The sequence below is a fragment of the Streptomyces sp. 4F14 genome (assembly GCF_048159485.1).
Taxonomy (GTDB): Bacteria; Actinomycetota; Actinomycetes; order Streptomycetales; family Streptomycetaceae; genus Streptomyces.
Genome location: NZ_JBLRVY010000021.1, coordinates 1 through 20,795 on the forward strand (window position 1 = coordinate 1; position 20,795 = coordinate 20,795).

Consider the following 20,795-nt stretch of genomic DNA (forward strand, 5'->3'; position numbering starts at 1 on the left):
GTCGCAGGAAACGTAACTGCGCTCGATGTAGGACTCGGTGAGGTTGAAGCCCTCACCCACCGAGGTGCCCTGGTTGTTGGTGGTCGAGGTACGGCCGTCCACACTGCCCGAGTCGTACGACAGCGACATCGGTGGCACCGGACCCGCAGCGGCGGGCGGCAGAGTGAAGTCGTACGACCACGTGAACGATCCCGAACTGCCCCCGGCCTGCCAGGACGAGGCGTTCGACAGCGGAGTCGCCGAGTAGTCGCCACCCCCCTTGGGGGACTGGCCGGCACCGGCCGAAGCGGCGGTGACCGCGAGGACCGTGGCCGTCGGGGCGGACGCCAACTGGGTCGACGTACCGCCCGGAGCGGCCGCGAGGCGCACCTTCGCGGAGACCGTCTGCTCGGTGAGGTCGTTGTCGGACGGAAGCGGCGTCTGGGTACGGCACTGCGGCTTCTCGGGGGTCGTCAGCACACAGGCCGGCAACTGCACCAGGCGCAGCCGCTGCGACCAGTTGCCGCCGACCGCCGAGGCGAAGTCGCCGTAGTCCACGCCGACTTCGGTGGTCGACGCGGTGTCGGACTCGGCGGTCAGCAGGACGCCGGTGATCCCCGCGTCACGGGCCGCCTTCTGGTCGAGGACCGTGACACGGGCCTTGCCGTCCGCCGAAGGAGCCAGGGTGACCGGGAGGCCGCTCGGCTCGGCACCCGTCTCCTTGCCCCGGGTGAGCGCGAGGGTCGCCTCGCCCTTCCCGGGCCAGGTGACCTTCCGCTCCGCGCGGGCGCGCGCCGCCTGAGCCGCGTTGACCTTCCTGTCCTCGGCGACCTTCCGGCGAGCCTCCTGCGCACCCGGGCCGTCGAGCTTCTTGGCCTTGCCTTCTCTGGTTTCGGGTACGTCGGGGCGTCCCAGGCCCTGAGGTCCGGCCGCCTGGGCGACCTGCGCGACGCCCAGCGGTAGGACGAGTGCCAGTGCCAGCGACTGCCCGAGCAGTCTTCTTCGTTTTCTTGAGGTACCTGTGCCGAAGCGCATGGTTGTTGTCCCCACCCAGTTGTACTGAAAGGTCATCGACGTGGTCGTGTGCGCAAGGGGACAGCCTCAGACTGTCCCCCTGCGTACGTCAGTTGCTCTCGATCTCCGCGACCTGCTCGGTGCCGGCCATCGCACCGGCCCACAGCTTGACCTCGGTGATCCGGCCGGGGACGGAGTGCTGCCACTTGCCCCCGGCGAACCCGTTGCCCACCGCGAAGTCGCCGGAGCCGACCTGCGCGGTGAACTCCTTCGCGTCGTTGTTCCGGTTGGAGCCGAGGTAAAGGCTGATCGTGCCGTCGGAGGAGTTGAAGACGCCGGTCAGCCGGACTTCGCTGTCCACGGCTGCCATCTCCGTCGATCTCACCGAGGTGAACGTGCCGTCCGCGCCGAGGCGGCCGAAGTGCCAGAAGCCCTTGGGAACGGTCTTCTCCTCCGCGGTTTCCGGGTCCAACTCGGTCGGCTTCCCGGTCAGCTCGTACCAGAGACCCCAGGAGGATCCGTCCGAGGTGCGCTGTCCGAGTACCTGGGCCTTGTAACCGACGTCCTTCTTCAGGAGTTGGACGCTGTCCAGCGCGACCAGCGTCGTTGCGGTGAACGATCCGGAGTCGTCGACCACCGGCCCCGCCGTCGTCGCCGCCGCGTCGGTGCCGTTGAAGACGATGGAATCGCCCTCCAGCGTCGCGCCGCCGCTCAGGGTCAGTGACTTGCCGTAGCCCAACGGCGAGTCCGCGACGGTGGTGCCGCTGCCCCGCCCGGCCGACCAGTCCGCGACCATCTCGACCCCGTTGAAGAGGTCACTGGTCTTCAGTAGCGCCTCGTCCGCGATCTGCTCGTCCGTCAGCGCGGACTGCCAGGTCGCGACCTCGTCGATGGAACCGGGGAAATAGTCGGTGTAGGTGTCACGCCACAGGGCCCGGCCGATCTGGAGCGGCCCGCTCGCGGCCCAGGACGGTGCCACCGGATCGCTGCCCTGCAATGTGCCGTTGACGTACAGCTTGATCACCTTGGCCGACGCGTCGTACACCGTCGCCACATGGGTCCAGGCCCCGGCGACCGCCGGCTGCTTGGCCACCACCGTCTGCTGGCTGATGTTGCCGTTCGCGTCGTCGGTCGGCGAGGTGCGGACCGTCCAAGTACCCACCGCGCTCTGGTAGGAGAGGTAGAAGCCGCTGTAGTAGGCGCCTTCCTGCGCGAGCACGGTCTTGTTGCCGGCGGGCAGACCGTTCAGCCGCACCCAGGCGGACACCGTGTACGAGGCCCGGGTGTCGACGACCGGAGCGGTGGTCGCCGCATGACCTGCGGAACCGTCCAGGGACAGGCCCTTGTCGGTGACTTGAGGTTCCAGCTTCACATTCGACGCATCGTGCGTCAGGGTCCCGCGCCGCCCCCGGTCGTCACGTGTCGCGCCACCGGCGAGCGTCGCGTTCTGGGCACTGCCGTCCACGGTGACCGTGTCGACCGCTGCGCCGCTGGCCTCGGAGAAGTTCCAGCGGCCCGTCCGCTGATCATCGTTGCTGACCAGGAAGTCGACCTGGTTCGTGGCGCCGACGCGCCCGCTTCCCACGTCGTCCTTGGCCCGGGCCTGGAAGGTGAATGTTCCCGAACGCTTCGGCACGAAGGTCGCCTGGCCGCTCGACGGGGACCAGATGGTCTCGGTGGAGAGCTTGTACTCGTAGGAGGCCACCTTCGAGTCCTCCGCCGCGTTCGGCGCCAGCGCGAAGTTCACCGTCTGGCCCGGACGGCCGCTCGCTGCACAGGAGTTGGGCAGGCACTCGCTGTACGGGGCGCCGATCGTGATCCGCGGAGCCTTCGGCGCCGTCGTGTCGACCTTGAAGTAGCAGTACGTGGTCGTCTCGGGGCTCATCAGGTAGCTGCCACCGTTGTTGTAGTACGACCAGGTCCACGCGTGGTACCGGTACAGGGTGCCGTCGGTCAGTTTCGACCACTTCAGCGCGACCGTCGCATTGTCGGCCGCGTACCCCGTCGACGGACGCAGCGAACCGTTGCTCGCCGTCGTGTCCGACCAATTGCCGTCGCTGCCCCGCTGGTCGAGGTCGAAGTAGATCCGCAGTTGCGCGTCCTTCTCACCGCCCGGCTTGGTCTGCGCGACGGCCCGCAGCAACGGCTCGGGGTCGGAGACGACGGCGGGCTTCGTGACGTCCTTCTCGCACGCCGTGCCCGACCCCGTGGCCAGCCCCACGCCCGTCGGCTTGTCCGGGAGACCCACGAAGGTGACCGCGAGCGTGGCGTCGTTCTTGAACCGCTTCCACGCCGACGGGTCCGACTCGTCGTGCGCCCGCACCTCCAGCGTCAGCCGGGAGAACTTCCCCGCCGCGAAGTCGGCGACCGTGGGCGTCAGGTTCTCCCACGTCTGCTTCGGGTCGTCGTTGAACTCGATCTGGGCGTTGGGGGAGTCCGGATCGCACAGGGAACCACGCCCGGCGGACACGTTCACGTCCACCATCCAGTCCCGCTCCTTGGGACGCGTCGCCCAGGTCGTGGTGGACGAGATGTTGTCTGTGCGGACGAGGTCCACCACCCGCGGGGAGCACTGGAACGCCCACGGCTCGGTGATCCGGAACGTGGTGTCCAGGACCTTCTTGCCCTTCAGGCTGTCCGGCGCGAACTCGAAGTACAGCTTCTGCACGTACCCCGGACCGCAGTAATAGCCGTTCCAGGTACCGCACTTGCCGGCACCTTTCCCCTGGTCGTCGTCGCCGTTGCCCCAGCCGTACGACTCGTAGCCGTCACTGCGCAGGAGCGTGCGCTCCGACTCGCCCCAGGAGACGACCGGGTCGATGAAGACGGGGAACGCGGACTCGGCGGCCCTGGTCAGCATGGAGGCGTCCGGGATCACCGAGAGGGAGTCCTCGGCGACCTCGACGTCCATGCGGGCCACCGCGTCACCCTGACCGGGTTCGAGACCCGAACCCGACGGCGCCGCCTCCGACGGGTCGGACGGATCGCCCGTGTCCGAGTCGGCCGACCGCACCGACATGAGCTGCGTCTGCGGCCCCGACGCGGACCCGGCCGAGTCCCACATCCGGGCGGGCGGCGCCCTGAACACCGTACGGCCGTTGTCGTCGACCGCCGTGAGATTGCCGGACGTGCCCTCCTGGACGTTCAGGCCGTCGGCCTTCATCCCGAACGTGAGCTTCCTGACCGCCTCGCTCGCCGCCGCCTCCGGCGTCTTGACCACAAACACCGGCTGGAAACTCTCCGGCGTGACCGTCACCTTCAGGTCGACGCCCGACAGCACATCGGCGTACACGGCGCTGGTGCCGTCCAGCCGGGGCGCCGGAAGAGTCCCCGGCCAGCGCAGCTCCAGCGACCTGCCCGCGTCCTCGATCCGGGCCAGGGGCGTCTTGTCGCCGCCCGCCGAGAGCGCCATCTGCACGGCGGCCGCCTTCGGCACCACCGAACCGTCGGCACGCTTCTCCAGCGTCGCGTCCGGCGCGGCCCAGGTGCCATCGGGCTTCGCCACACGGACCGGTACGGTCGACTCCTCCAGCGTGAAGGTGTACCCGTCGGGGTTGGCGAAGACCGTCGTCCGCTCGGTCCGCTCGCCGGTCACCTCCACCCGCCGGCCCGACTCCTGCGCCTTCGCCAGTGCCTCCTGACCCTCGCTCAGCGCGGCCGGGTCGGAGTCTGCGGCGAACGCGGATGCCTGTGGCACAGGGAACGCCGCGACGGTCAGGGCCATGCCAACGGCGAGCGCGGCACCCGCCCCTCTTCGCCGCCTGCGTCTCAGGCGTCCGGCCGTGCCTCTGTCTCCCCACCCGAACTGCATGAAGCCCCCGCCCCCAGAATCAACAAGATTCACAAAAATTAAGCACATTCAAACCATGGGCTTACCTGCGGTCAAGGGATATTTACTGTCCGCGAGGATGGCTGGTCAGCGTGCTGTGGGGAGTGTCGCGTGGGGCGAGGCGAACCTCGGGCGCCCTGACCTGATCGAACTCGCGTTCGAGTCAAGGCGGTTCAGGGGAGGGGTGAGGTGTTGGGGGTGACGTCCGGGCTTTGGTCGAGTGACGCGGATCACATCGGTTGACGGTGCCTCAGTCGCACTCAAGCACCGGAAACCGCCGCGGAGCGATCAGCAGCAGCGCCAGGAACGCGATCACCGCCGCCACCCCCGCCCCGACGTACACGGAGTGGACCGCGTCCGAGACCGCCTCGCGGATGTGGGTGGGGGTGCCGGAGGGGCCCCAGGTGTGGGTGATCGAGTCGAGGTCGGTGTTGTTGCCGAGGTGGGTGGCGAGGACGCCGTTGGCGATGGCGCCGAAGAGGGAGGCGCCGAGGGTCTGGCCCGTCTGGCGGCAGAAGAGGACGGAGGCGGTGGCGGTGCCGCGTTCGCTCCAGGTGACCGTGGACTGGACGCCGATGATCAGGGGGAGTTGGAAGAGGCCGAGGGCCGCGCCCAGGGCGAGCATGAGGAGGGCGGGCTGCCAGGGGGAGCCGGGAGTGGGGAGGAGGGGGAAGGCGAAGAGGAGCAGGGCCGCGAGGGCGATGCCGAGGAGGGCGGTGTCGCGGAAGCCGACGCGGCGGTAGACGTGCTGGCTGAGGGCCGCCGAGATGGGCCAGCTCAGGGTCCAGACGGAGAGGACGAAGCCGGCGGCGACCGGGCCGAGGCCGAGGACGGACTGTGCGTACGTCGGGAGGAAGACCGTCGGCGCGATCATCAGCAACCCCAGCGCGCCCAGGGCCAGGTTGACCGAGGCGATGGTCCGCCGCCGCCACACCCAGCCGGGGATGATCGGCTCGGCGGCGCGGCGTTCGACGACGACCAGGACCGCCACCAGCGCGAGCCCGGCGCCGAACAGCCCGAGCGAGGGCGCCGACAGCCAGTCCCAGGCGACGCCGCCCTGCACGAGCGCGGTCAACAGGACGCCCCCGCAGGCGAACACGGTGACGGCACCCGCCCAGTCGACGCGGGCCCGGGTCACCGACTCCCGTGCGGGCTCGTGGAGATGACGGACGATCAGCCACAACGCCACCGCCCCGACAGGGAGGTTGACGAGGAAGATCCACCGCCAGTCGGCGTACGCGGCGAGCAGTCCGCCCACCGCCGGTCCCGCGACCGCCGACACCGCCCACACGGTCGACAACTTCGCCTGGATCTTCGGGCGTTGCTCCAGCGGGTAGAGGTCGGCGGCGAGCGTCTGGACCGTCCCCTGGAGGGCCCCGCCGCCGAGCCCCTGCACGACGCGGAACGCGATCAGCGCGCCCATGTTCCAGGCGAACGCGCACAGCAGGGAGCCGAGCAGGAACAGCGCCGCGCCGACGACGAGGACCGGTTTGCGGCCGAACGTGTCGGACAGCTTCCCGTACACCGGCAGGGAGACCGTCACGGCGAGCAGATAGCCGGAGAAGAGCCAGGAGAAGACCGAGAACCCGCCGAGGTCCCCGACGATCTGGGGGACGGCGGTGGAGACGATCGTGGAGTCCAGGGCGGCCAGCGCCATCGCCAGCATGAGCGCGGCGACCACCGCGCCCCGTCGGTCGGAGGTACTACGGCCCTCCGTCGCAGGTATGACCGGCCGAACACTCCCCGCCACAGACCCTCCCGAGTCGCGTGCCCCTTGCATCTATCCGCCGTCGCACAGCTTCTCACTTGACCCTCCCGTCGCGGCAGGGTGCAGGCTGGGTGGACCGAGCAGGTGGAGAGAGCCCCGAAAGCGTCTCCACCCGTCGGTGGACATCCCCTAGGGGTATCTCCGTACTACGTCTCGGGGAGGGTTCGTACCGACGGAGGACGAGAGGGGCCGGGGGCGGTCCTTAATCTGGCTTTACGTCGACGGGGGCGACCGGATCACCGGGTACCCCCCTCGTCGGGGGGTGGGGTTAACCCCCCGGGAAGACGGGGTCCGGCCCCAATGTGCCGTACCCCTCCCGGGGGACAGACTCATCGTCGTACCGCTCAGGGCTTTTCGGCGCGGACGTCGCGGCAGTGGAGAACGCACGCGACGGGCACCCGTGGCCTCATCGATGACCGACATAGGAGACTTGCCATGACATCGGCCGTGACCATTCCCCGGCACGGGGGTTCCGGAGGGCGTACGGCCGTCGCCGCGCGGGGGCGGCAGGTCGTGAAGGCGTACGGGTCGGGGGAGACCCGGGTCGTCGCGCTCGACCATGTCGACGTGGACATCGCGCGGGGGGAGTTCACCGCGATCATGGGGCCCTCGGGGTCCGGTAAGTCCACGCTGATGCACTGCCTCGCCGGGCTCGACACCGTCAGCTCGGGTCAGATCTACCTCGACGACACCGAGATCACCGGCCTGAAGGACAAGAAGCTCACCCAACTGCGGCGCGACCGCATCGGGTTCATCTTCCAGGCGTTCAACCTGCTCCCCACGCTGAGCGCGCTGGAGAACATCACCCTGCCGATGGACATAGCCGGCCGCAAGCCCGACAAGCAGTGGCTGGCGCGGGTCGTGGAGACCGTCGGGCTCGCCGGCCGGCTCAAGCACCGGCCCAACCAGCTCTCCGGCGGCCAGCAGCAACGCGTCGCCGTGGCACGGGCGTTGGCCGCCCGGCCCGAGATCATCTTCGGCGACGAGCCGACCGGGAACCTCGACTCCCGTGCGGGAGCAGAGGTGTTGGGCTTCCTGCGCCGGTCCGTCGACGAACTCGGCCAGACCATCGTGATGGTGACGCACGACCCCGTCGCCGCCTCGTACGCGGACCGCGTGCTCTACCTCGCCGACGGACGCATCGTCGACGAGATGCTCCGGCCCACCGCCGACACCGTCCTCGACCGCATGAAGGACTTCGACGCGCGGGGGCGTACGTCATGACCGTCATGAAGACCTCGATGCGCAACTTCTTCGCGCACAAAGGGCGGATGGCGCTCTCGGCAATCGCGGTGCTGCTGTCGGTCGCGTTCGTCTGCGGGACGCTGGTGTTCACCGACACCATGTCCACCACCTTCGACAAGCTGTTCGCGGCGACGTCCTCCGATGTGACGGTGAGCCCCAAGGGAGCCTCCGACACCGGCGAGACGAAGTCCGACAACGGCAAGCCGCCGGTGATGCCGGCGTCGGTCGTCGACACCGTCCGCACGGCGAAGGGCGTCAAGTCGGCCGAGGGGACGGTCTTCTCGACCTCGGTGACCGTCATCGACGCCGACAAGGACAACCTGTCGCCGAGCGGCGGCGGCCCGACGATCGTCGGCAGCTGGAACGGCAACGACGCCCGCACCATGAAGATCACCTCGGGGGCGGTGCCCAAGGGCTCCGACCAGGTGATGGTGGACGAAGACACCGTCGACAAGCACCACTTGAAGCTCGGCGACGAGATCGGCGTCATCACCGCCCTCGGCACGCACAAGGCGAAGATCTCCGGCGTCGTCGCCTTCCAGGTCACCAACCCCGGCGCGGCCATCTTCTACTTCGACACGAAGACCGCGCAGGAGGCGCTGGTCGGGCAGACCGGTGTCTTCACCAACGTCAACGTCACGGCGGCGCCCGGGTTCAGCGACGAGCAGGTCAAGCAGGGCGTCAACTCCGCGCTCGGCGCCGGTGAGTTCAAGGTGCAGACCGCCAAGGAGACCGCCGACGCCAACCGCAAGCAGGTCGGCTCCCTCATGGACGTCCTCAAGTACGCCATGCTCGGCTTCGCCGGGATCGCCTTCCTCGTCGGCATCTTCCTGATCGTCAACACCTTCTCGATGCTGGTCGCCCAGCGCACCCGCGAGATCGGCCTGATGCGGGCCATCGGCTCCTCCCGCAAGCAGGTCAACCGCTCCGTGCTCGTCGAGGCGCTTCTCCTCGGGATCGTCGGGTCGATCCTCGGGGTGGGGGCCGGCGTCGGGATCGCCGTCGGGCTGATGAAGCTCATGGCCTCGTCCGGCATGAACCTCTCCACCGACGACCTGACCGTCGCCTGGACCACCCCCGTCCTCGGTATCACCCTCGGCGTCGTCGTCACCGTCCTCGCCGCCTACCTCCCGGCCCGCCGCGCCGGCAAGGTCTCGCCGATGGCCGCGCTGCGCGACGCGGGTACCCCCGCGGACGGACGCGCCGGATGGGTACGGGGGATCATCGGCCTCGCGCTCACTGGCTCCGGAGGGGTAGCGCTCTACCTCTCGGGTACGGCCGACAAGGCGGGCGAGGGCGCGCTCTGGCTGGGGCTCGGCATCGTCCTGTCCCTCCTCGGGTTCGTCGTCATCGGACCGCTGCTCGCGGGGGCGGTCGTACGGGTCCTGGGTGTAGTACTCCTGCGGGCCTTCGGTCCCGTGGGGCGTATGGCCGAGCGCAACGCGCTGCGCAACCCCAGGCGTACGGGGGCCACCGGCGCCGCCCTCATGATCGGGCTCGCGCTGGTCGCCTGCCTCTCCGTCGTCGGCTCCTCCATGGTGGCCTCCGCGACCGAGGAGCTCGACAAGACCGTCGGCACCGACTTCATCGTCCAGTCCGACGGCGGCCAGCTCATCACCCCGCAGGCCGTCCAGACGGTCAAGAAGACGCCGGGGCTCGCCCACGTCACCGAGTACAAGTGGACCGAGGCCGACTTCACCACCCCCGACGGCAAGGTCTCCAAGGACACGGCCATCACCGCCGCCGACCCGACCTACCCCGACGACCTGCGCGTCCAGACCGTGCAGGGCAACCTCAAGGACGCGTACAAGCCGGACTCCATGTCCGTCCACGAGGACTTCGCCAAGGACCACGCCATCCGGCTCGGCTCCGTCGTGAAGATCGGCTTCAAGGACGGGCGTACGGCGTCCCTGACCGTCCGCGCCATCACCAAGAGCGACGTCGCCATCGACTCCGGGGCCATGTACACGGCCATCTCGACCATGGCGAAGTACGTGCCGGCCGACAAGATGCCCCTCGACACGATCCTCTTCGCGACCGCGCAGAAGGGGCAGCAGGACGCGGCGTACACCTCGCTCAAGTCCTCCATGCGCGACTTCCCGCAGTACAAGGTCCGTGACCAGACCGACTACAAGCAGGCGCTCAAGGACCAGATCGGCCAACTGCTCAACCTCATCTACGGGTTGCTGGCCCTCGCGATCATCGTCGCGATCCTCGGTGTCGTGAACACCCTGGCCCTCTCGGTCGTCGAACGCACCCGCGAGATCGGCCTCATGCGCGCCATCGGCCTCTCCCGGCGCCAGCTCCGCCGCATGATCCGCATGGAGTCGGTCGTCATCGCCCTCTTCGGCGCGCTCCTCGGCCTCGGCCTGGGCATGGGCTGGGGGGCAACTGCCCAGAAACTCCTGGCACTTCAGGGCCTGGGCGTCCTGGAGATCCCCTGGCCGACCATCATCGGGGTCTTCATCGGGTCGGCGTTCGTGGGGTTGTTCGCCGCGCTGGTCCCGGCGTTCCGGGCGGGGCGGATGAACGTGCTCAACGCGATCGCCACCGATTAGGCCACCGCATACGGGGGTTGCGGGGGAAGACCCGGTGCCGGGGAGTCTTGGGGGACTCCTCGGCACCGGGTCTTGTTCATGCCGGGGGGGGGGCTCGCGAGGAGCAGGCAGTCGGGGCACACGTACACGTCGTCCCCGCAGGCGCACGGGATGGGTACGAGGGTCCGGCGCCCCGCAGTGACAGCAGTCCTCCTCCGTCCGTGCGGGCGGGCTGTGCGGGCTTCCTGGACGCTTGAAGATGACGAGGTCATGTTGGTGCGAAGGTCTCGTCGGGCCGTCAGGATGCCTGGAACTCTGCGTGCGGGGTGGCCCGCTTCCACACGGACTCGAAGGCCGTGTCGCAGAGTTGTACGAGGTCCGGCGCGTCCGTGAGTTCGACCTCCATGTTCTCGCCCTCGCCGTCGAAGTGGTTGACGAGGACGAGGAGGGAGTCGAAGAGCCAGAAGTCGTTCCCCGGGAGCGCGATGTCGCCGGCGTTCCGGCGGGACAGCCAGCGGACCTCTTCACCCGCCGCGATGTTCAGTCCGTCCGTCACGTCGTACTCGAAGCGGATGTACTCGCTGACGGGGGTGGAGACGATCCGCGCCCGGCGCACGCCGACGCCGCGCGAGGTCGCGGCAGTGACGAGGCGATGCCAGTCGGCCCAGCGCTCGGCGGGGTCGAACGCCGTCCCGGCCTGCCAGTCCGTGAAGGCCGGGTCCGACTTCATGTAGGCGTCGCGCATCTCCAGATGGACGGCCGACTGCCGGCAGTCACGGAACAGTTCCTCAAACGTCGGGGGATTCGTCACTGCCGCGCGCCTCCAAGAAGAACTGCACCATGCGCCGGGGGATTTCCACCGCCGACTCGTGGCCCGGGATGTCCATCTGCTTCAGACGCTCCTCGTCGTCCACCGTCCATCCCTGGACGACGTAGGTGTCCTTCTCGTCGTCGAGGTAGATGGTGGGGGAGCCTCCGCTGGGGCTCTCCGGGTCTTTTCCGAGTTTGATCAGGGTCATCGTGACCTCCTCGGCCGTATGAAGTCGATCTCTGCGTTTGAGCTTGTCCTCGATCTCGTCGGAGAGCTAGGAGCTTGCCGAAACTTGCTGGGACTTCAGAGGGTGACCGCTGTGGGGGCAGCGAGTCGGGGACGGCACGGTGTCCTCCGCTCCGCCGGCCTTGGGTGAGACGCCCCTCGCCAGGGAATCAGCTCTCGGGCATCGATCCGACGACGCGATCGAACTCTGCGAGGGACAGCGGCCGTCCCCACAGGGCCAGCGTCCACCGCCAGGCGCCGCCCTCCCAGTGGTGAACGAACGCCCGTGGATCCGCGGCCCAGCCCGGCTCGAACGCTGGGGCGTCCGGCGGGCGTCTGATCAGCGTCGCCATGGACGGCGTTCCCTCGGGTGCTCCGTCGGTGTACAGGTCGATCGCGAGGAGCCTGGTGGTGAGGTCGCCGTCGAACGCGGCCGGTTCGAAGTGGTCGTGTCCGCCGGGCCAGAAAGCCGGTACGGGCAGCGGCCGTTGACGGTGGTACACGGTGACGGCGTCCCGTCGTCGCTGCCGGGCCTCCTGCGATGCCGTCAGCGTGTCGTTCCATCGGAAGCGGTGTCCGGCAGCGCGCCGGGGAACTCCAGCTCGGACAGTTCCTCCCGGTAGCCGGTCTCCTCGACCTCGGCCATCAGCAGGATTCCGGTGCGAACGTCGACCACCAGGCGCCGAGACTTGTCGATTCCGTCAGCACCCTGCTGGGCAGGGGGACGAGCAGGCGGTTCGGGGAGGGTGCGAGGTCCCACGGGAACCGCGGGACCAACTCCAGCCCCTGCACGGCTCCCTCCGGGCGGCCCACATCGAGGGATACGTCCCCGTCCGTCGTCGCGGCGGGGTCGGAGCGAGGTGTGCAGGCCGACGGCAGCAGATCCGGGTCCCCGGACGAGGAGTTCGCGCAGGGGGGTCCAGTCCGTCATCGCCGTTCTCCCGGAGGGTTTCGTCCCGTCCGTGCGCCGTGGCAGCTGATGCGCGCGGATTCCGGAGTGTGGTGTTTCGTACCCCGGAGAGTTATAGGTACCCCCGCGACACCAGCTCTCCCCATCCTGGTGATCGTCCCGCCGAGCGGTGGGGCCAGGAAACGGGGAGAAGAACATGCAGATCAGGGCGAGGGTTGTGGCGACGGCTGTCACGGCGGTGTTCGCGGGGCTCGGTGTGGTGGCTACGGCTCTGCCGGCGCAGGCGGCGACTACGCCGAAGGGGAACAACAGCAGTAACGAGGACGTGCTGTTGGTGCACGGGTACGACCCGGTGTGGGAGGCGAAGTTCGACTGCAACGACTACTTCAAGGACATCAGGAAGGACCTCAAGGACTACCGGTGGAAGGGGAAGGTGCGGGGGGTCGCGTTCTACAAGGGGGACTGGAACTGTGACTTCCGGATCGCCAGTGGGGATCGGAACACCGGGCTGAAGGACCTGGGGAAGAAGCTCGCCAACAAGATCTACAAGGACTACACGGCGAAGGGGAAGTCCGTCGATCTCGTGGGGCATTCCATGGGCGGGCTCATCATCCGCGCCGCGCTGACCGGGGTCGCCAAGAAGGAAGCCGGGTTCCCGAAGAAGCTGTTCGTCGAGGACGTGGTGACATTGGGGACGCCGCACACGGGGACCAACTGGGGCTGGGGGCACTCGTACCAGCAGACCAAGGACATGCGGGAGAAGTCCTCGCTCATCAAGTGGCTGAGCAAGAACCCCCAGTCCACGCAGCCCACCGACTGGACGGCGATCGGCAGCGACGCGGACGCGATCGTCTCGGAGTCGTCGGCGACCGCGGGCGGCTTCAAGCACTGGGTCCGCTACCAGAACCTCCCGGGCGCGGACGACCACGCGGCCCTGAAGTCGGTCCGTACGGGGACGCACAAGCTGAAGTACCGCAACTCCCCGTCCGCGGCGACCGGTTGGAAGACGGCGGGCTCCCCGGCGGCCTGGACGACGTCCGCGCTGTTCCACTACACGAAGTGGTGACACCCCACTAGCCGCCACTGATTCGGGCGCCGTCGGGACCACCCCGGCGGCGCCCGCGCGTTCAGTCGAGGACGGCGACCGCCTCGATCTCCACCAGGTGCTCCGGTACGTCCAGGGCCGCCACCCCGATCAGCGTCGCCGGCGGCCGATGGTCGACGCCGAGGCGGGCGGCGCCCCGGGCGATGCCCTCCAGCAGCGCCGGCATCTTGTCGGGCGTCCAGTCGACGACGTACACGGTGAGCTTCGCTACGTCCGTGAAGGCGCCGCCCGCGCCCGCGAGGGCCGTGCCGACGCTGGCGTACGCCTCCTCGACCTGGGTCGCGAGGTCGGCCGGGGTGTCCCAGGCGACCTGGCCGGCGAGGTGGATCGTGCGGGTTCCGGAAGCGACCGACACCTGGTGGTAGACGTCGATGGAGGGCAGGCCGTTCGGGTTCAGCAGGGTGATGGTCATACCGGTGACCGTAGGGAACCCCGCTCTGACGTGGAAGAACGCACTTTTTGGTGCCCCGGGAACCCCGAGGTGACCGCGCAGGTCAGGCCGATTGTCAGGTTCGCGGCGTCAACGAGGAAGCCGTGCGCTGCCCAGGGCGAAGGGTGACGCCCGCGTCCACGATCCGGAGGTTGTCCACAGGCCCGGCGCTTGTCGGCGGCAAGCCGTACGCTGGATGACCCCCGGCCCGTGAGACGCGTCGGGTGGTTGGTGTTCGCCCGTCCCCCCTCACCGGAAAGATTCCATGAGCCTGCACGGTCTGCTAGACGCCGTTCTCAAGGACAAGGCCCTGTCCGAAGCCGTCCGGGCGGCCTCCGACGGCAACCGCACGCATGTCGACCTGGTCGGCCCCCCGGCGGCCCGCCCGTTCGTGATCGCGGCGCTCGCGCGGGAGTCCGGCCGCCCGGTGCTGGCGGTGACGGCGACGGGCCGGGAGGCGGAGGACCTCGCGGCGGCCCTGCGCACGCTGCTGCCGGCGGACGGCGTCGCGGAGTACCCGGCGTGGGAGACGCTCCCGCACGAGCGCCTGAGTCCGCGCAGCGACACCGTGGGGCGCCGGCTGGCCGTCCTGCGCAGGCTGGCGCACCCGAGCGTCGACGACCCCGAGACGGGCCCGGTGTCGGTGGTCGTCGCGCCCGTGCGCTCGGTGCTCCAGCCGCAGGTCAAGGGGCTCGGCGACCTGGAGCCGGTGGCGCTGAGGACCGGGCAGACCGCCGACCTGAACAAGATCGTCGAGGCCCTCGCGGCCGCCGCCTACGCGCGCGTGGAGCTCGTCGAGAAGCGCGGCGAGTTCGCCGTGCGCGGCGGCATCCTGGACGTCTTCCCGCCGACCGAGGAACACCCTCTGCGCGTCGAGTTCTGGGGCGACGACATCGAGGAGATCCGCTACTTCAAGGTCGCCGACCAGCGCTCCCTGGAGGTCGCCGAACACGGCCTGTGGGCGCCCCCCTGCCGTGAACTCCTGCTGACGGCGGACGTCCGCGCACGTGCGCAGGCGCTCGCTGAGGACCACCCCGAGCTCGGCGAGCTGCTGCACAAGATCGCCGAGGGGATCGCCGTCGAGGGCATGGAGTCCCTCGCGCCGGTCCTCGTCGACGACATGGAGCTGCTGATCGACGTCCTGCCCAAGGGCGCGATGGCCGTCGTCTGCGACCCGGAGCGCGTGCGCACTCGCGCGTCGGACCTCGTGGCGACCTCGCAGGAGTTCCTGCACGCCTCCTGGGCGGCCACGGCGGGCGGCGGCGAGGCCCCGATCGACGTCGGCGCGGCCTCCCTGTGGTCGATCGCGGACGTCCGGGACCGCGCGCGCGAGCTGGACATGATGTGGTGGTCGGTCTCCCCGTTCGCCGCGGACGAGGAGCTGGACGATGACACCCTGAAGCTCTCCATGCACGCCCCCGAGACGTACCGCGGCGACACCGCGAAGGCCCTCGCCGACACCAAGGGCTGGCTGGCCGACGGCTGGCGCACGGTGTTCGTCACCGAGGGCCACGGCACCGCGTCCCGCACGGTCGAGGTCCTCGGCGGCGAGGGCATCGCCGCCCGCCTCGACACCGACCTGGGCGCGATCCAGCCGTCCGTCGTACACGTGGCGTGCGGCTCGATCGACTACGGCTTCGTCGACCCGGCGCTGAAGCTCGCCGTCCTCACCGAGACCGACCTCTCCGGCCAGAAGGCGGCCGGCAAGGACGGCGCGCGCATGCCCGCGCGCAGACGCAAGAGCATCGACCCGCTGACCCTGGAGACCGGCGACTACATCGTCCACGAGCAGCACGGCGTGGGCCGGTACATCGAGATGGTCCAGCGGACCGTCCAGGGCGCCACCCGCGAGTACCTGGTCGTCGAGTACGCGCCCGCCAAGCGCGGCCAGCCCGGCGACCGCCTGTACATCCCGACCGACCAGCTGGAGCAGATCACCAAGTACGTCGGCGGCGAGGCACCCACCCTGCACCGCCTCGGCGGCGCGGACTGGACGAAGACGAAGGCCCGCGCGAAGAAGGCCGTCAAGGAGATCGCCGCCGACCTGATCAAGCTGTACAGCGCGCGCATGGCGGCCCCCGGGCACGCGTTCGGCACGGACACGCCGTGGCAGCGCGAGCTGGAGGACGCGTTCCCGTACGCGGAGACCCCGGACCAGCTCACCACGATCGCCGAGGTCAAGGAGGACATGGAGAAGACGGTCCCGATGGACCGCCTGATCTGCGGCGACGTCGGCTACGGCAAGACGGAGATCGCCGTGCGGGCCGCCTTCAAGGCCGTCCAGGACGGCAAGCAGGTCGCCGTGCTCGTACCCACGACCCTGCTCGTCCAGCAGCACTTCGGGACGTTCTCCGAGCGGTACGGGCAGTTCCCGGTGAACGTCCGCGCGCTCTCCCGCTTCCAGACCGACACCGAGGCCAAGGCCACCCTGGAGGGACTGCGCGAGGGCGCGGTCGACGTCGTCATCGGCACGCACCGCCTGTTCGCGTCGGAGACCAAGTTCAAGGACCTCGGACTCGTCATCGTCGACGAGGAGCAGCGCTTCGGCGTCGAGCACAAGGAGCAGCTCAAGAAGCTGCGCGCGAACGTCGACGTCCTGACGATGTCGGCGACGCCCATCCCGCGCACGCTGGAGATGGCCGTCACCGGCATCCGCGAGATGTCGACGATCACCACGCCCCCCGAGGAGCGCCACCCGGTCCTGACGTTCGTCGGGCCCTACGAGGAGAAGCAGATCGGCGCCGCGATCCGCCGTGAACTCCTGCGCGAGGGCCAGGTCTTCTACATCCACAACCGCGTCGAGTCCATCGACCGGGCCGCCGCGCGCCTGCGCGAGATCGTCCCCGAGGCCCGCATCGCCACCGCGCACGGGCAGATGAGCGAACAGGCCCTGGAACAGGTCGTCGTCGACTTCTGGGAGAAGAAGTTCGACGTCCTCGTGTCGACGACGATCGTCGAGTCCGGCATCGACATCTCCAACGCCAACACCCTCATCGTGGAGCGCGGCGACACCTTCGGCCTCTCCCAGCTCCACCAGCTGCGCGGGCGCGTGGGGCGTGGCCGCGAGCGCGGGTACGCCTACTTCCTGTACCCGCCGGAGAAGCCCCTCACGGAGACCGCGCACGAACGCCTCGCGACGATCGCCCAGCACACCGAGATGGGCGCGGGCATGTACGTCGCGATGAAGGACCTGGAGATCCGCGGCGCCGGCAACCTGCTGGGCGGCGAGCAGTCCGGGCACATCGCGGGCGTCGGCTTCGACCTGTACGTACGCATGGTCGGCGAGGCCGTCGCGGACTACCGCAAGCAGCTGGAGAACGGCGAGATCGAGGAGGAACCGCCGCTGGAGGTGAAGATCGAGCTGCCGGTCGACGCGCACGTCCCGCACGACTACGCGCCGGGCGAGCGGCTGCGCCTCCAGGCGTACCGGTCGATCGCCTCCGCCAACTCCGAGGACGACATCAGGGCCGTACGCGAGGAACTCACCGACCGCTACGGCAAGTTGCCGGAGCCCGTCGAGAACCTCCTGCTGGTGGCGGGGCTGCGGATGCTGGCGCGCGCGTGCGGGGTCGGCGAGATCGTCCTCCAGGGCACCAACATCCGGTTCGCGCCCGTGGAGCTGCGGGAGTCGCAGGAGCTGCGGCTGAAGCGGCTGTACCCCGGGACGGTCATCAAGGCGGGCGCGCACCAGGTCCTCGTACCCCGTCCGAAGACCGCGAAGGTCGGCGGGAAGCCGCTGGTCGGGCGGGAACTGCTGGGCTGGACCGGGGAGTTCCTGGCGACCGTCCTCGGGTCGTAGAGAAGGTCGTAGAGAAGGTCGTAGAGAAGGTAGTAAAGCGGGCATTCTTGACAGGCGCCGGGGGTGGATCGATGGTGGATCCACCGGCGCCTGCCAGGTGCCCCGTTCATTCCCAGGGGGAGGAATGAACAGTGTCGTCTTCGGCAACCTCTCCGTCTCTCCGGCCGGCCGGCACGGCGCCCGCCTCACGCGCGTACCGCCGGCCGCGACCACCCCGTACCCGCGCGCGCTCGCGCAGCCGCTCCAACGGCCGTACCTGGTAGGGCGATCACGGGAACTCGACCGCGTACGCCCGCGCGAGACGGTCGAGTTCACCGGCCCCTGCGGCACGGGGAGGACGACGCTGCTGCGGAGCGTCCCGGACAGCGTGTACCTGTGCACGGGCGCGACCGCCCTGGAGGACCTCCTCCAGGACCTCATGCGGTCCTTCTACGTCTGGCAGGGCCCCGTCAGGTTCACCACCCAGGAGTGCGCGCAGGCCCTCGGGGCCGTCGACGGGACCGTCGCCCTCGACGACGTCGCGTACACCGCGCCCCAACTCGCCTACCTCGGGCAGGTGTTGCGCGGCTGCGCGCTGGTGATCGCCACCGGGACGCCCACCCTGCCGCAGGCGCACGCCCTCCAGGGCCTCTCCGAGGCCGCCGCGACCGCCCTCCTGGCCCGGGACCTCGGACGCCCCCTCACGGGCCCCGAACAGGCCGTCACGCCCCGCCTCGTGGCCGCCGTCGCCGGACAGCCGCTGCACCTGCGGCAGGCCGCCGCCCTCGTGCGCCACGACGGGATGGCGCTCGCCGACGTCACCGCGCGCGCGGAGGGCGACCCCGGCGTCCTCGACGAACTGTGTGTCTCCGCGCTCGCGCCCGAGGCCAAGCGGGTCCTCGCCGTGCTCACCCTGCTCGGCGGGGCGCTGCTGCCCGCCGACGTGCTCTCCCGGATGGCCGACGTCGCGTACGTCGCGCAGACCTTCGAATCGCTCTCCGCGCGCGGGCTCGCCGAGCAGCGCGACGACCGGTTCGGGCTGCCCGTCTGCAAGGCCGAGCCCTACCGGCACCTCCTCTACGGCCACATCGGCCTCGCGAGCACCGTCCGCGCCCTCGCCGCCTGGCTGGCCTCCGGCGACCCCGCCGGGCCCGACGCGCGCGGGGCGCTCGACGCCGCCCTGAGCCTCCTCGGGCTCGCCGTCGAACGCCGCGAGTGGCAGACCGCCGTCCGCCTCGTCACCGCCCTGGAGCGGATCCTGTTCGTCCAGAGCCACTGGCAGGCGTGGCAGGACACCCTCGCGCAGGGCATCACCGCCGCGCGCGAGGCCGGGGACGTCGCCTTCGAGGCGTACTTCACGCACCAGCAGGGCGTCCAGCACTTCCTGCACGACCGCACGGAGCACGCGCGCCGGATGCTGCGGCGCGCGCTCGACCTGCGTACGCAGCTCGGGGACGCGGCCGGGGCGGAGGTGACGCGGGCGAACCTGGCGCTGCTCGACGGGCCGGTGGCGCCGCCGATGCCGTCGGCCCCGCCTCGCGCGCCGTCGGGCGGCGGACGGCGGGTGGCTGTCGTCGCCGCCGCGGTGGTGGGGGTGCTGGTGGTGGGGACGGCGGTCGCGCGGATCGGCGGCGGCGGGGGTGGGGGAGGCGGTGGCGGGGAGTCCGGCGGCTCGTCGCCGTTGGCGTCGGCGGGGTCGGTGAGCCCGGTCGCGTCGGTGTCGGCCAGTGGTTCCGCGAGCGGCGGGGGTACGCCGTCGTCCTCGGTGTCGGAGTCCTCGTCCGGCGGCGGGAGCGGGCCGCCGCCCCAGGCGATCGTGAACGCCCGGATCGAGCCGTCCGCACGGGACTTCGGGATGACCCACGTCTTCCCCTCCGTGGACGCGCCCGTGCTCGACTTCACCGTCACCAACCCCGGCGACGCGTCCATCGCCCTCGGCCCCGCGCGCCTCTCCGAGGGCAACGCGTTCTCGTACGCCGACGGCACCTGCGGGGAGCGGCTCGCGGGCCACACGTCCTGCACGGTGTCCGTGGAGTTCTCGCCGAGCCGCCTCGGCACCGACAGCGGGCGGCTCACCGTACCCGCGGGCGGGAAGACGCTCACGGCGGACCTCAGCGGGACGGCGTACACGCTGCTGACCGTCAACCTCATGGGCGGGGGCGAGAGTTCGGAACTCACCGCCACGGACGACCGGGGGCGGGTGGTGTGCCGGGGGTACGCCGCCGCGACCTGCCAGGTCCAGATCACGGGTACGCCGGTGAGCCTGACCGCGCTGCTCACGGATCCAGGGGCGCGGTACGTCATGAAGGGGTGGTCCGGGGCCTGTACGGGGTCCAGCGCGTGCGTGCTGTCGAGCCTGCCCTCGGACGACTCCGGGGCGGTCACCGCACGGTTCGCGCCCTACCTGGGCTGAGCCTCTGTCCGCCGGAGCCCGGCGACCAGCAGCGACACCAGGAGCCGTGCGTCGTAGCGGGTGTCCTTCTCCGCGCCCGCGCACAAGTTGCCGATGCCGCGCAGGAGTTGGTACGCGTCGAGGCCGGGGGCGATCTCGCCGGAGGCGGCCGCGGCGGCCAACAGGTCGGTGCAGACAGGGAGGAGGTGGTCGAGGAAGTACGTGTGCAGGGTGCCGTAGCAGGTGCTGTCCGACTGCATCGCGGTCGCCAGGCCGTGCTTGGTGACGAGGAAGTCGACGAACAGGTCCGTCCACTGCGCGAGGGCGGCGTACGGGGTGGGGGCCGAGGCCAGCAGTGTCGGGCCCGCCTGCGCGCACGTGTCGACCTGGTGGCGGTAGACCGCGATCACCAGGTCCGCGCGGGTGGGGAAGTGGCGGTAGACCGTGCCCGTGCCGACACCCGCGCGCGCGGCGATCTCGCGGACCGGGGCGTCCACGCCGGATACGACGAACACGGCCGCGGCGGCGTCCAGCAGGGTCTGCTGGTTGCGGCGGGCGTCCTTGCGGCGGGGGGTGTCCTGGGGGGTGGTGGGCACGGGGGTGCTCCTCGGGTCGGGCGGCCTCGGCGCGGCCTTGCTAAGCGGAACCGTGTTCCGTATCGTAAGTGGAACAGGGTTCCGCTTTGCCCATGATGGCAGACCGGGGGCGGGCTGTCATGCCGTCGTGCGGTCGTGCGGAACCGCTCCCCGACTTACGAACGGATGGCACAGCC

At 70.1% G+C, this 20,795-nt stretch carries 13 protein-coding genes and 1 pseudogene; 5 read left to right on the plus strand and 9 right to left on the minus strand.

From position 1 onward, the window contains the following. The 3 genes and pseudogenes from ACLZOT_RS31140 to ACLZOT_RS31150 form a co-directional block, all read right to left on the minus strand. Positions 1–1,014 (minus strand): annotated as a pseudogene (locus ACLZOT_RS31140) (RHS repeat-associated core domain-containing protein); the annotation flags it as partial. A gap of 88 nt (positions 1,015–1,102) precedes the next feature. Then, positions 1,103–4,717, minus strand: a complete 3,615-nt coding sequence (locus tag ACLZOT_RS31145) for a LamG-like jellyroll fold domain-containing protein (RefSeq protein ID WP_416972443.1) — start codon at positions 4,715–4,717, stop codon at positions 1,103–1,105. 355 nt (positions 4,718–5,072) lie between these two features. Then, positions 5,073–6,602, minus strand: a complete 1,530-nt coding sequence (locus tag ACLZOT_RS31150; protein WP_416972444.1) for an MFS transporter — start codon at positions 6,600–6,602, stop codon at positions 5,073–5,075. Between the two features lie 423 nt (positions 6,603–7,025). On the opposite strand from ACLZOT_RS31150, the gene ACLZOT_RS31155 reads away from it, so the two are divergent. Both ACLZOT_RS31155 and ACLZOT_RS31160 read left to right on the plus strand, forming a co-directional pair. Beyond that, the gene (locus ACLZOT_RS31155; protein WP_416972445.1) at positions 7,026–7,814 is read left to right on the plus strand and encodes an ABC transporter ATP-binding protein; all 789 of its coding nucleotides are present in this window, start codon (positions 7,026–7,028) and stop codon (positions 7,812–7,814) included. After that, on the plus strand, positions 7,811–10,393 hold the full coding sequence (locus ACLZOT_RS31160; RefSeq protein ID WP_416972446.1) for an ABC transporter permease: 2,583 nt from the start codon (positions 7,811–7,813) through the stop codon (positions 10,391–10,393). Before ACLZOT_RS31155 ends, ACLZOT_RS31160 begins: the two co-directional genes overlap by 4 nt. Before the next feature lie 277 nt (positions 10,394–10,670). Here the strand turns inward: ACLZOT_RS31160 and ACLZOT_RS31165 are convergent, their stop codons facing one another. The 4 genes from ACLZOT_RS31165 to ACLZOT_RS31180 form a co-directional block, all read right to left on the minus strand. Then, positions 10,671–11,183, minus strand: a complete 513-nt coding sequence (locus ACLZOT_RS31165) for a DUF6879 family protein (RefSeq protein WP_416972447.1) — start codon at positions 11,181–11,183, stop codon at positions 10,671–10,673. Continuing rightward, the gene (locus ACLZOT_RS31170; protein ID WP_416972448.1) at positions 11,161–11,391 is read right to left on the minus strand and encodes a hypothetical protein; all 231 of its coding nucleotides are present in this window, start codon (positions 11,389–11,391) and stop codon (positions 11,161–11,163) included. The genes ACLZOT_RS31165 and ACLZOT_RS31170 overlap by 23 nt, the downstream gene beginning before the upstream one ends. A 187-nt stretch (positions 11,392–11,578) precedes the next feature. Then, positions 11,579–11,911, minus strand: coding sequence for a hypothetical protein (locus ACLZOT_RS31175; protein WP_416972449.1), 333 nt, complete (start codon positions 11,909–11,911; stop codon positions 11,579–11,581). A gap of 44 nt (positions 11,912–11,955) precedes the next feature. Continuing rightward, positions 11,956–12,084 (minus strand): hypothetical protein, encoded by a 129-nt coding sequence (locus ACLZOT_RS31180; RefSeq protein ID WP_416972450.1) that lies wholly within the window; start codon positions 12,082–12,084, stop codon positions 11,956–11,958. 430 nt (positions 12,085–12,514) lie between these two features. Here ACLZOT_RS31180 and ACLZOT_RS31185 point away from each other — a divergent pair, with 430 nt between their 5' ends. Beyond that, on the plus strand, positions 12,515–13,384 hold the full coding sequence (locus tag ACLZOT_RS31185) for an esterase/lipase family protein (RefSeq protein ID WP_416972451.1): 870 nt from the start codon (positions 12,515–12,517) through the stop codon (positions 13,382–13,384). A 61-nt stretch (positions 13,385–13,445) separates the two neighbouring features. Here the strand turns inward: ACLZOT_RS31185 and ACLZOT_RS31190 are convergent, their stop codons facing one another. Further along, positions 13,446–13,835, minus strand: a complete 390-nt coding sequence (locus ACLZOT_RS31190) for a RidA family protein (RefSeq protein ID WP_416972452.1) — start codon at positions 13,833–13,835, stop codon at positions 13,446–13,448. A gap of 283 nt (positions 13,836–14,118) precedes the next feature. On the opposite strand from ACLZOT_RS31190, the gene mfd reads away from it, so the two are divergent. Both mfd and ACLZOT_RS31200 read left to right on the plus strand, forming a co-directional pair. Then, on the plus strand, positions 14,119–17,652 hold the full coding sequence (gene mfd, locus ACLZOT_RS31195) for a transcription-repair coupling factor (RefSeq protein WP_416972453.1): 3,534 nt from the start codon (positions 14,119–14,121) through the stop codon (positions 17,650–17,652). 124 nt (positions 17,653–17,776) lie between these two features. Beyond that, complete coding sequence (locus tag ACLZOT_RS31200) at positions 17,777–20,044, plus strand: hypothetical protein (RefSeq protein ID WP_416972454.1); 2,268 nt, start codon at positions 17,777–17,779, stop codon at positions 20,042–20,044. On the opposite strand, the gene ACLZOT_RS31205 is transcribed toward ACLZOT_RS31200, so the two are convergent. After that, positions 20,032–20,619: a TetR/AcrR family transcriptional regulator gene (locus ACLZOT_RS31205; RefSeq protein ID WP_416972455.1), complete on the minus strand. Its 588-nt coding sequence runs from the start codon at positions 20,617–20,619 to the stop codon at positions 20,032–20,034. The two genes, ACLZOT_RS31200 and ACLZOT_RS31205, sit on opposite strands and share 13 nt — an antisense overlap. Positions 20,620–20,795: the final 176 nt, after the last annotated feature.

Excerpts from the sequence above, each read along its gene's own strand:
- ACLZOT_RS31200 (WP_416972454.1), top strand. The coding sequence starts at position 17,777 with ATGAACAGTGTCGTCTTCGGCAACCTCTCCGTCTCTCCGGCCGGCCGG.
- ACLZOT_RS31185 (WP_416972451.1), top strand. The coding sequence starts at position 12,515 with ATGCAGATCAGGGCGAGGGTTGTGGCGACGGCTGTCACGGCGGTGTTC.
- ACLZOT_RS31170 (WP_416972448.1), bottom strand. The coding sequence starts at position 11,391 with ATGACCCTGATCAAACTCGGAAAAGACCCGGAGAGCCCCAGCGGAGGC.
- mfd (WP_416972453.1), top strand. The coding sequence starts at position 14,119 with ATGAGCCTGCACGGTCTGCTAGACGCCGTTCTCAAGGACAAGGCCCTG.
- ACLZOT_RS31155 (WP_416972445.1), top strand. The coding sequence starts at position 7,026 with ATGACATCGGCCGTGACCATTCCCCGGCACGGGGGTTCCGGAGGGCGT.
- ACLZOT_RS31150 (WP_416972444.1), bottom strand. The coding sequence starts at position 6,602 with ATGCAAGGGGCACGCGACTCGGGAGGGTCTGTGGCGGGGAGTGTTCGG.
- ACLZOT_RS31190 (WP_416972452.1), bottom strand. The coding sequence starts at position 13,835 with ATGACCATCACCCTGCTGAACCCGAACGGCCTGCCCTCCATCGACGTC.
- ACLZOT_RS31160 (WP_416972446.1), top strand. The coding sequence starts at position 7,811 with ATGACCGTCATGAAGACCTCGATGCGCAACTTCTTCGCGCACAAAGGG.
- ACLZOT_RS31145 (WP_416972443.1), bottom strand. The coding sequence starts at position 4,717 with ATGGCCCTGACCGTCGCGGCGTTCCCTGTGCCACAGGCATCCGCGTTC.